Raw genomic sequence first — 10,897 nt, 5'->3', positions numbered from 1 at the left:
AGGTCACCCAAAGTGCGGTTTATTTTTTTAGATTATTTTTAGCCTAAGATTTTATCTAACTCTTGGCTAACTTCTTCTACTTTTTTTGTACCATCTAAACGGAAATATTGAGTATTCCCCGCTTTCGCTTCTGCTTGGTAATAATCAATTAATGGGCTGGTTTGTTTATGATATACGGCTAAACGATCTAACACAGTTTCTGGTTTATCGTCCGCACGAATAATTAAATCTTCACCTGTCACATCATCTTTACCTTCCACTTTTGGTGGGTTGTAGACGATATGATAAGAACGGCCAGATGCTTGGTGTACACGACGGCCACTCATACGTTCAACAATCACTTCGTCTGGCACATCGAATTCTAAAACAAAGTCAATTTTAACGCCTGAATCTTTCAATGCATCCGCTTGAGGAATAGTACGAGGGAAACCATCTAACAAGAAACCATTTGTGCAGTCAGGTTGAGCAATACGATCTTTTACAAGCGCAACGGTTAATTCATCTGGTACTAATTTACCTTCATCCATTAATGCTTTGGCTTGTTTACCAAGTTCAGTCCCGGCTTTGATTGCAGCACGAAACATATCGCCAGTTGAAATTTGCGGGATACCAAATTTGTTCATAATAAATTGTGCTTGAGTGCCTTTACCAGCGCCTGGTGCACCTAAAAGAATAATTTTCATAAAAAATCTCCATTAATAAAAAATGTGATTAAGATACTGATAAAGCATAGTGCGGTCAAATTTTTTATAATTTTTACCACACTTTTATAGTGAATTGGCCGTATTATTATCTTGATTCCAAGGCGCTACCCAAAATAAACAAAGCATGCCTGGAATCGCTAAAAATAAACAAAACCAAAAATACTGATAATACCCCACTGCTCCTACAACATAACCAGAAAGCATACCTAAAACTTTACTTGGCAAAGCTGAAAGGCTTGTAAAAAGTGCAAGCTGTGTTGCGGTATAAAGAGGATTACTCTCACGCGCCATAAAAGCCACAAAAGCCGCAGTGCCAAGTCCAACGCCGATATATTCTGCGGCAATCACAACACCTAGTTTCCATAACTCGGCAGATGTAATAACATCAAAATGACCGAAAGCAGCCAACCAAATAAACCCACCAATTGTCACCATCTGTACAACTCCAAATAGCCACAATGCACGGTTAATACCCAGTTTTAGCATTATCACACCACCAGCAAGCCCAGATAAAATGCTTGACCAAAGTGCGGTACTTTTTACAACAATGGCTATATCCTCTTTGCTAAACCCCATATCATAAATAAATTTGGTTTGTAGCGTTGTGGCAAAAGAATCCCCGAACTTATACAAAAACAAAAACAGTAAAAAACCGATAGCCTGAACGACGCCCTTACGCTGGAAAAATTCTTGTAATGGAATCCAAAATGCTTGATAGAACGGCTGATTAGTTTGCTGTATGTCTATTTTGGGCTCTTTTGCTAAAAATAACGTCATGAAGATACCTGCTAACATACAAAGTGCGGTCCATAAAAATACGGTTTCCCAAGGATAAATCGCCGCCAAATATAGCGATAATCCACCGGGAATTAATCCCGCAATTCGATAAGCATTAATATGAATAGTGTTTCCCAAACCTAATTCATGATCACTCAAAATCTCACGACGATAAGCGTCTAACACGATATCCTGTGTGGCTGAAAAAAAAGCGATAAGCAACGCAATATTTGCTACCGTGCTCAGTTGTGTGAGCGGATCAAACAGGCTAATTATGTAAAGTAAAATCAATAATGCTACTTGTGAAAGCAGCATCCAGCTACGACGACGCCCTAAAAAACTCGGGAAATAACGATCCAATAAAGGAGCCCACAAAAATTTCAATCCATAAGGCAACATCACACCAGTTACCGCACCAATAAGCTCAATTGAAAGATGTTTATCTGTTAGCCAAACAGGCAACATCTGCAATAACACAAATAATGGCAAACCAGAATTAAAACCTGTGAATACGCAAATCAACATCTTGCGTGTAAAAATTTGGGAAGAAAGGGAATTTGACATAAAGTGCGGTTAATTTTGGTTGTATTTTAGAAACTTCGCCTTTCAATTAAAGGATAAGTATAAAAATTAGGGGGATTTTTAATCACATCCCCCAATGTTTAGCGTTCTTCATAAAGAAGAAAATAAATATTAGAGAATATTAATCTCGATACCCTTTTGGATTATTTTTCTGCCAGTTCCATGTATCTTGCATCATTTTCTCAAGACCACGTTCTGCTACCCAACCAAGCTCTTTTGCAGCTAAACTAGGATCTGAATAGCATGTCGCAATATCACCAGGGCGGCGTTCTACAAGTGTATATGCAATTGTAATGTCGTTGGCTTTTTCAAAGGCTTTTACCATATCTAATACGGAATAACCATGGCCAGTACCAAGATTATAAATATGTAAACCAGCATCATTTTCATGACGTTGAAGCGCTTTTAAATGCCCCACAGCTAAATCCACTACATGAATATAATCACGCACGCCTGTTCCATCATGGGTGTCGTAATCACTACCAAATACAGAAAGTTGAGCTAATTTACCGATGGCAACTTGGCTGATATAAGGCAACAAATTATTTGGAATACCATTTGGATCTTCACCAATTAAGCCACTTTCATGCGCCCCAACTGGATTAAAATAACGCAAGATAGTCATGCTAAATTTTGGTTCTGCTTTTGCTGTATCACGTAAAATCTGTTCAACCATATATTTAGATGTACCATAAGGATTGGTCGTACCGCCGACCTCACAATCCTCTGTAATTGGAATAATTTTTGGATCACCATAAACCGTTGCAGATGAGCTAAATACAAAGTTCCAAACACCTGCTTTTTTCATTTCTTGAATTAATACAAGGGTGCCAGCGACATTGTTCATGTAATATTCTGTCGGCTTTTGAACACTTTCCCCTACGGCTTTCAATCCAGCAAAGTGAATAACAGAGCTAATCTCATTTTCTGCAAAAATTTTTTGTAACAAAGCACGATCTAAAATATCACCTTCATAAAACTTTGCTTCTTTGCCCGTAATTTGTTTTACGCGCTCAAGGGATTTTGGCGATGAATTGCAAAGATTATCTAATACCACCACCTCTTTGCCTGCATTTAATAATTCTACAACCGTGTGAGAACCGATATAACCGGCGCCACCTGTCACTAAAATGGCCATAATGATTTCCTTATTAATTATTGAGACTAAAAAAATTATATCACTATTTTGTGTGATAAGAACGATGTCTTGTATGCCCTTGCGCCGGAGCTACACGTTTTAAACGATACGGTTTAGGCAGTTCAAGCAAGGCTTCTGTTTCATATTGGCTAACAGGGATTGAATGACCAATATATTCTTCAATAGCGGGTAAATTCATCGCATATTCTTCACAAGCAAAACTAATCGAAACGCCACTTTCCCCTGCTCGTCCAGTACGGCCGATTCGGTGAACGTAATCTTCCCTATCATCAGGTAAATCATAATTGAAAACATGCGTCACATCAGAAATATGTAAGCCACGAGCGGCCACATCTGTTGCTACTAGAATATCTAAATCGCCGTCAGTAAATTGTTTCAATAACGACAAACGTTTTTTCTGTGCTACATCGCCAGTCAGTAAGCCGACACGATGCCCATCAGCCGCCAAATAACCCCAAATTTCTTCACAACGATGTTTCGTATTCGCAAACACAATACAGCGCTCAGGCCATTCATCTTCCATTAAGGTTAAGAGAAGTGCCATTTTATCTTGATTAGATGGATAAAAAAGTTCTTCTTTAATTCGGTGACCTGTTTTTTGTTCTGGTTCAATTTCAATATATTCAGGGTCATTCATATCTTCAAATGCTAATTCACGCACTTTATAAGAAAGTGTCGCTGAAAATAACATCGTTAAACGAGATTGCGGAGCGGGGCATTTACGCAATAAATAACGAATATCACGGATAAACCCAAGATCGAACATTCGATCCGCTTCATCTAGCACGACAACTTGAATTTCATCTAAACTAATTATGCCTTGCTTCACATAATCAATGACTCGCCCAGTCGTACCAATCAAAATATCGACGCCATGCTCAATCGCTTGTAGCTGTTTGTCATAACCATCGCCCCCATAGGCAAGTGCGGTCTTTAATCCACTTACTTTTGCAAGAAATTCTGCGTCATTACTAATCTGCACCGCTAATTCTCGAGTAGGTGCTAAAATCAAAGCTCTTGGGTGAGGATATTCAAGATTAGGATCTTGGTGAGTTAAAAGATGGTGAAAAGTAGCCGTTAAAAAAGCCATTGTCTTGCCTGTACCAGTTTGAGCTTGTCCTGCGACATCTCGTCCATTTAAACTGATAGGCAAGGATAAAGCCTGAATTGGGGTACAAAAATCAAAGCCTTTTTTTGCCAAAGCATCTCGTACAATCGGGTGTAGAGGAAGATCGGAGAATCGTTGTTGGCTTAAATAATCTTGTTGCATAAAAATCACATTTTAGAATAATAAAATTACGTTTAGCATAGCATGCTTAAGGAAAATCCTCAAAAAAGGACCGCACTTATAAAAATTAACCGATAGGGTTTCCTATCGGTTCATCTCTATTTAATGCTCCATTCGTCACTCACATTTGGATCCATTGCAAAATCAGCTGTATCACTTGGAATCGCTTTTTCTTCAGCCGCCCATTCGCCAAGATCGATTAACTGGCAACGTTTGCTACAAAAAGGTCGAAAAGTACTTTCATTTGTCCAAGGCACAGATTTTTGGCAAATCGGACAAGGTACTTCAATCATTTCGTCAGACATTTTTATTTTCCGCTTGTTGTAAATAAAACTGGTGCAATTCTAGCACCTTTTGCTGCAAGTGCGGTAAGTTTTGGGCCAATTCAGCATCATTGTTAATCACATCATCCGCCCATTTTAAACGCTCTTGTTGAGAAACTTGAGAATTCATAATTCGTTGAATTTGTTCAAAATTATTGTTATCCCGTTGCGATGAACGAGCAAGTTGAGTTTGTGGACTCACATCCACCACCAAAATACGATCACAAAGTGCGGTCAATTTATTTTCGATTAATAAAGGGACGACAAATAATGTGTAAGGCGCAGTTTGTTCAGCTAATTGTTGTTTCATTCGTTCACGAATAGCGGGATGTAAAAGATTATTTAACCACAATTTATCTTCATCATGACTAAACACGCGTTCTCGTAAAGCGGCACGATTAAGCTCGCCTTGTTCCGTTAAAACTTGAGCACCAAAATATTCAACAATTTTAGACAATAAAGGGGAATCTTTCGCGACGACTTCTCTAGCAACCACATCCGCATCCACTAGAGGTACCCCAAGATCGGCAAATAAATTAGCAATCGTTGTTTTACCACTACCAATGCCACCAGTTAAGCCAACAATATAAGTCATATGATTTCCCATAAAAAATTTTCAGTATTATACAAAATAACGATAGTAAAAATCAGTTTTCCAAGCACAATGTTTAGTGAGGTATAACAAATTAGTTTATCTACATTATCATGCTTTTACATATTGAAAAATAAGAGAAAAATATAACCATGGAAAAACGACAACCCAAAGAAATGCACTAATAACAACAATAAATTTAAAACTAAAATGCAGCGTTTTATGACGAAAATGGTTCATGGCTAAATGTATTCCCATAAAACCACCTAAAAGGCTTAGCAGAAAAAATGTTTTTTCAGGAATTCTCCACTCGTTACGCACGGCACGAATTTTATCTCTCCACATAAAAAAATAAGCGGCGATATTGATCGCCGCTAACCATATAATCAACGAAAGAAAATAAATCATTTCGGATAAACTGGAAGACGTTTACAAATTGCTAACACTTTTTCTTTAGTTTCAGCAATCACTTGTTCTTCATTCTCTTTGCCTAAAGCATCTAAAACATCGCACATCCAGCCAGCTAATTCACACACATCATTTTCATTGAAACCACGGCGAGTCACAGATGGTGTACCGACACGAATACCTGAAGTAACAAATGGTTTTTGCGGATCGTTTGGTACAGCGTTTTTATTCACAGTAATATTTGCTTTGCCTAAAGCTGCATCTGCTGCTTTACCAGTTAATCCTTGTTTGATGAAACTTACTAAGAACAAGTGGTTTTCAGTACCATTTGACACAACGTCATAACCACGTTGTTTAAATACTTCAACCATTGCTTTTGCATTTCTCAACACATTTGCTTGGTATTCTTTATATTGAGGCTCTAATGCTTCTTTAAAGCAAACTGCTTTTGCCGCAATAATATGAACTAATGGACCACCTTGGTTTGCAGGGAATACAGATGATTGTAATTTTTTGTAGATTTCTTCATCACCACAAGATGAAAGAATTAAACCGCCACGCGGACCGCCCAATGTTTTATGGGTTGTGGTTGTCACAACATGTGCGTGAGGTAGTGGATTTGGATATAAACCCGCAGCAATTAACCCTGCTACATGCGCCATATCCACAAATAAATACGCACCAACTTCATCTGCGATTTCACGCATTTTCGCCCAATCCACAACTTGTGAATAAGCCGAGAAACCCGCAACGATAAGTTTTGGTTTACATTCTAATGCTTTTTGACGAACATCTTCATAATCAATTAAGCCATCCGCAGTAATTCCATAAAGCACAGAGTTATAAATCTTGCCAGAGAAACTTACTTTTGCACCATGAGTTAAGTGCCCACCGTGAGCCAAATCCATACCTAAAATAGTATCGCCCGCATTAATCAATGCACCATACACTGCAGCGTTTGCTTGTGATCCAGAGTGCGGTTGAACATTCACGTAATCAGCACCAAATAATTCTTTCGCACGGTCAATTGCTAACTGTTCCACAATGTCTGCATACTCACAACCGCCGTAATAACGTTTACCTGGATAGCCTTCAGCGTATTTATTAGTGAATTGTGAACCTTGAGCTTCCATCACGCGCGGACTAGCATAGTTTTCAGATGCAATTAGTTCGATATGCTCTTCTTGACGACGATTTTCATCTTGAATCGCTTGCCACAATACGGGATCGTAATCAGCGATAGTCATATTTCTAGTAAACATTGTGTTCTCCTGTTATGTAATTTATGGCAGATAGTTTAACTGTTTATGGATAAAAACTTAATTAAAATTTCATTCCTAAATTTTCATCACTTAAATGAAATTAATTCATCATAATGATATGAATTATTTTTGCAACTCTCGTTCCACAGCTCTGTAACCAATGTCTCGACGATAAAAACGCCCAGACCATTGAATTTGCTCAGCCAATTTTAACGCTTTCTGTTGTGCCTCAAATACGCTTTTACCCAATGCCGTAGCGCAAAGCACGCGACCACCGTTCGTGACTAACTTGCCTTCTTGTTCTGCAACACCTGCTAAGAAAACTTTCTCATTTTCGACCGCACTTTGAGGAAAACCGCTGATTTCATCACCTTTGCGATAATCTCCCGGATAACCTTCTGCTGCTAATACGATACCTAAAGAAGCCTTCGGGTTCCATTGGGATTTCACTTCGTCCAATTTGCCATCACAGGCTTTAAGACAAAGCTCCACCAAATCCGATTCTAAACGCAACATAATCGGTTGGGTTTCTGGATCGCCAAAACGACAGTTAAATTCAATCACTTTCGGCTGACCATTCGGCATAATCATTAATCCTGCATACAGGAAGCCAGTATAAACATTGCCCTCTGCCGCCATGCCGTTGACCGTTGGATAAATCACTTCTCGCATCACCCGCTCATGAATTTCAGGTGTCACCACAGGCGCAGGAGAATAAGCCCCCATGCCGCCGGTGTTCAAGCCCGTGTCTTTTTCCCCCACACGTTTGTGGTCTTGGCTGGTCGCCATAGGCTCGACGTTTTTGCCGTCCACCATGACGATAAAGCTCGCCTCTTCGCCATCTAAAAATTCTTCAATGACCACTCGACTGCCGGCTTCACCAAAGGCATTGCCAGAAAGCATATCGCGCACTGCCTCTTCCGCTTCTTGCAACGTCATCGCGACAATCACACCTTTACCTGCCGCCAAGCCATCCGCTTTAACGACAATTGGTGCGCCTTTCTCACGCAAGTAAGCTAACGCTGGCTCAACTTCAGTAAAGTTCTGATATTCTGCCGTTGGAATTTTATGACGAGCGAGAAAATCTTTGGTGAATGCTTTTGAACCTTCCAATTGCGCAGCCGCTTGAGTTGGACCAAAAATTTTCAATCCAGCTTCACGAAATGCATCAACCACACCAATCACTAAGGGAGCTTCTGGGCCAACAATGGTTAATCCAACTTGCTTATCTTGAGCAAATTTCACCAATGTGGGAATATCTGTTGCAGAAATATTCACGTTTTCTACTTTGTGTTCCAACGCCGTCCCTGCATTGCCCGGCGCAATGAAAATTTTATCCGCTAATGGAGATTGCGCCGCTTTCCAAGCCAGAGCGTGTTCACGACCGCCATTTCCGATGATGAGGATGTTCATGTTGTAGTCCTTGTGTATGCTTAATTTAAAAAAGTGCGGCTATTTTTTACTTGCAATTCCCCCTCTTTTGTAAAGAGGGGACTAGGGGGGAGATTTAAACGATATTGAATTTAGTATGAGCTTGAAATCACTTCTGCCAAATCTCCCTTTCCCCTCTTTGCTAAAGAGGGGATAGTTAGATAAATTAATGTCTAAAATGCCGCATTCCAGTTAATACCATCACCATATTATGCTCATCCGCTGCATCAATGACTTCTTGATCGCGCATTGAACCACCTGGATGGATCACACATTGAATACCTACTTTCGCCGCTGCATCAATGCCGTCACGGAATGGGAAGAAAGCATCAGATGCCATCACACAACCTGCCACTTCCAAGCCCTCATCTTGCGCTTTAATACCGGCAATTTTGGCCGAATACACGCGGCTCATTTGGCCTGCTCCGATACCAATAGTTTGGTTATCTTTGGCATAAACAATGGCATTCGATTTCACGAATTTCGCCACTTTCCAGCAGAATAATAAGTCTTTTAATTCTTGTTCAGTTGGTTGACGTTTACTCACCACTTTTAAATCATCCAAGCCCACCATGCCTAAATCTGCATCTTGCACCAACAAGCCACCGTTCACACGTTTGAAATCTAAACGTTGGGTACGTGCTTGCCATTCTCCACATTCAAGCAAACGTACATTTTTCTTACGTTTCACCACTTCAATAGCTTCCGCAGACACTTTCGGTGCGATAATCACTTCCACAAATTGACGTTCTACAATTTCATTTGCCGTTTTTTCGTCTAATTCACGGTTAAAAGCAATGATGCCGCCAAAGGCTGAGGTTGGGTCTGTTTGATAGGCACGGTTGTAGGCCTCTAAAATGTCTTTGCCTAAGGCCACGCCGCATGGATTGGCGTGTTTCACAATCACACAGGCCGGCTCATCAAATTCTTTTACGCATTCAAGGGCTGCGTCGGTGTCGGCAATATTGTTATAAGACAAAGCCTTACCTTGCAGTTGGTTTGCCGTCGCCACACTCGCTTCTTTTACATTGAGATCCACATAAAACGCAGCATTTTGATGGGCGTTTTCGCCGTAACGCATAGTTTGTTTACGTACGAAGTTCAAATTTAAAGTCCGTGGGAATTGACCGCACTTCGCCTCCGCATCTTCTTCAGCAGCAACATGATAAGGTTTCACCAACTGACCGAAATAGTTAGCAATCATGGAATCGTATTGGGCTGTATGTTCGAACGCTTTGATGGCAAGATCAAAACGGGTTTCAAGCGTTAGGCTGTTTTGATGTTTATCCATCTCTGCAAGAATTGCGTTGAAATCCTGATTATTCACCACGATCGCCACATCTTTATGGTTTTTCGCTGCAGAACGCACCATGGTTGGTCCACCGATATCGATATTTTCTACCGCATCAGCCAAGGTGCAATCTGGTTTCGCCACGGTTGCGGCGAAAGGATATAAATTCACCACCACCATATCAATGCCTTCAATGCCATATTGCTGCATGATGGCATCATCTGTACCACGACGACCTAAAATCCCGCCGTGCACTTTTGGGTGTAAGGTTTTCACACGACCGTCCATCATTTCTGGGAATCCCGTATAATCAGACACTTCAGTCACCGGCAAACCATGCTGCTCCAACAATTTTGCGGTACCGCCTGTGGAAAGTAGTTTTACACCACGCTGTACTAAGCCTTGAGCAAATTCTACGATACCGGTTTTATCCGAAACACTGAGTAAAGCCTGACGAATTGGACGATCTGTCATTACATTTTCCTTCATTAAATGGTTAAAAATAAGCGGAGTGAATTATAGCGCAAACGTTTGCGCAAATATAGAAAAGATTAAATAAAATATAATCAGAATAAAGTGCGGTAAATTTCAAGCATAAAAAAGCCCACATAAATGTGGGCAAATAAAAGGATTAAATTATGAAACTACAATTAAACTACTTTTTAAAAAACTTGTTATCTAAGGCACAAGCACCTGCACCAGAAAATACAAAATATAAGAAGAGTACAGAGTAAAGTAACGCAAGCTCACCGCCATTTGCAATTGGGAATAGTAAATTCCCTTTTCCAGCCACATGCATAAAGAAATACGCAAAAGCCATTTGGCCAGATAAAATAAATGCAGCTGGGCGCGTAAATAATCCTAAAATTAATAAGATTGAGCCAACAATTTCAATCACGCCACCTACAATCATCATTGAATCACCGACCGGGCCATTTCCACCCGTCATAGAAATTGGAAACTCCCAAAATTTTGCTGTGCCATGTAAGATAAACATGTAAGCAGCAGTGATGCGTAATAGAGCTAATACATAAGGGCGATATTTTTCAAGCTTATTCATTTACTTTCCTTTTGTTTAAA

Annotated in this window: 11 protein-coding genes; all 11 read right to left on the bottom strand. The window is 40.0% G+C overall.

The window, feature by feature from the left end; translation table 11 throughout:
* Window positions 1-38 precede the first annotated feature (38 nt).
* Window positions 39-683: an adenylate kinase gene (adk, locus tag DV427_RS05570; protein ID WP_114891595.1), complete on the bottom strand. Its 645-nt coding sequence runs from the start codon at window positions 681-683 to the stop codon at window positions 39-41.
* A gap of 84 nt (window positions 684-767) precedes the next feature.
* The gene (locus tag DV427_RS05565) at window positions 768-2,045 is read right to left on the bottom strand and encodes an MFS transporter (RefSeq protein ID WP_114891594.1); all 1,278 of its coding nucleotides are present in this window, start codon (window positions 2,043-2,045) and stop codon (window positions 768-770) included.
* A 139-nt stretch (window positions 2,046-2,184) separates the two neighbouring features.
* A complete protein-coding gene (gene galE / locus DV427_RS05560; RefSeq protein WP_114891593.1) occupies window positions 2,185-3,201 on the bottom strand; it encodes a UDP-glucose 4-epimerase GalE in 1,017 nt (338 codons plus the stop codon).
* 43 nt (window positions 3,202-3,244) lie between these two features.
* Window positions 3,245-4,492, bottom strand: coding sequence for an ATP-dependent RNA helicase RhlB (rhlB, locus tag DV427_RS05555; RefSeq protein ID WP_162790266.1), 1,248 nt, complete (start codon window positions 4,490-4,492; stop codon window positions 3,245-3,247).
* A 116-nt stretch (window positions 4,493-4,608) separates the two neighbouring features.
* Window positions 4,609-4,815 carry a DNA gyrase inhibitor YacG gene (yacG, locus tag DV427_RS05550; protein ID WP_005634195.1) on the bottom strand — a complete coding sequence of 69 codons (207 nt, stop codon included), beginning with the start codon at window positions 4,813-4,815 and terminating at the stop codon, window positions 4,609-4,611.
* On the bottom strand, window positions 4,808-5,428 hold the full coding sequence (gene coaE / locus DV427_RS05545) for a dephospho-CoA kinase (protein WP_114891591.1): 621 nt from the start codon (window positions 5,426-5,428) through the stop codon (window positions 4,808-4,810). Before coaE ends, yacG begins: the two co-directional genes overlap by 8 nt.
* 108 nt (window positions 5,429-5,536) lie before the next feature.
* A complete protein-coding gene (locus DV427_RS05540) occupies window positions 5,537-5,833 on the bottom strand; it encodes a DUF1294 domain-containing protein (protein WP_114891590.1) in 297 nt (98 codons plus the stop codon).
* Window positions 5,830-7,095, bottom strand: a complete 1,266-nt coding sequence (glyA, locus tag DV427_RS05535) for a serine hydroxymethyltransferase (protein ID WP_114891589.1) — start codon at window positions 7,093-7,095, stop codon at window positions 5,830-5,832. Before glyA ends, DV427_RS05540 begins: the two co-directional genes overlap by 4 nt.
* A gap of 123 nt (window positions 7,096-7,218) precedes the next feature.
* Window positions 7,219-8,508, bottom strand: coding sequence for a phosphoribosylamine--glycine ligase (gene purD, locus DV427_RS05530; RefSeq protein ID WP_114891588.1), 1,290 nt, complete (start codon window positions 8,506-8,508; stop codon window positions 7,219-7,221).
* A gap of 184 nt (window positions 8,509-8,692) precedes the next feature.
* On the bottom strand, window positions 8,693-10,291 hold the full coding sequence (gene purH, locus DV427_RS05525) for a bifunctional phosphoribosylaminoimidazolecarboxamide formyltransferase/IMP cyclohydrolase (RefSeq protein ID WP_114891587.1): 1,599 nt from the start codon (window positions 10,289-10,291) through the stop codon (window positions 8,693-8,695).
* A gap of 181 nt (window positions 10,292-10,472) precedes the next feature.
* The gene (locus DV427_RS05520) at window positions 10,473-10,877 is read right to left on the bottom strand and encodes a DoxX family protein (RefSeq protein WP_114891586.1); all 405 of its coding nucleotides are present in this window, start codon (window positions 10,875-10,877) and stop codon (window positions 10,473-10,475) included.
* Window positions 10,878-10,897: the final 20 nt, after the last annotated feature.

The sequence above is a fragment of the Haemophilus haemolyticus genome (assembly GCF_003351405.1).
Classification (GTDB): Bacteria; Pseudomonadota; Gammaproteobacteria; order Enterobacterales; family Pasteurellaceae; genus Haemophilus; species Haemophilus haemolyticus_N.
Note: the sequence above shows the minus strand (reverse complement) of the source record. Positions and strands in the feature narration are given on the sequence as shown.

Bases quoted from the DNA above. Each gene is read 5' to 3' on its own strand.
- adk (WP_114891595.1), bottom strand. From the start codon at position 683: ATGAAAATTATTCTTTTAGGTGCACCAGGCGCTGGTAAAGGCACTCAA.
- DV427_RS05565 (WP_114891594.1), bottom strand. From the start codon at position 2,045: ATGTCAAATTCCCTTTCTTCCCAAATTTTTACACGCAAGATGTTGATT.
- galE (WP_114891593.1), bottom strand. From the start codon at position 3,201: ATGGCCATTTTAGTGACAGGTGGCGCCGGTTATATCGGTTCTCACACG.
- rhlB (WP_162790266.1), bottom strand. From the start codon at position 4,492: ATGCAACAAGATTATTTAAGCCAACAACGATTCTCCGATCTTCCTCTA.
- yacG (WP_005634195.1), bottom strand. From the start codon at position 4,815: ATGTCTGACGAAATGATTGAAGTACCTTGTCCGATTTGCCAAAAATCT.
- coaE (WP_114891591.1), bottom strand. From the start codon at position 5,428: ATGACTTATATTGTTGGCTTAACTGGTGGCATTGGTAGTGGTAAAACA.
- DV427_RS05540 (WP_114891590.1), bottom strand. From the start codon at position 5,833: ATGATTTATTTTCTTTCGTTGATTATATGGTTAGCGGCGATCAATATC.
- glyA (WP_114891589.1), bottom strand. From the start codon at position 7,095: ATGTTTACTAGAAATATGACTATCGCTGATTACGATCCCGTATTGTGG.
- purD (WP_114891588.1), bottom strand. From the start codon at position 8,508: ATGAACATCCTCATCATCGGAAATGGCGGTCGTGAACACGCTCTGGCT.
- purH (WP_114891587.1), bottom strand. From the start codon at position 10,291: ATGACAGATCGTCCAATTCGTCAGGCTTTACTCAGTGTTTCGGATAAA.
- DV427_RS05520 (WP_114891586.1), bottom strand. From the start codon at position 10,877: ATGAATAAGCTTGAAAAATATCGCCCTTATGTATTAGCTCTATTACGC.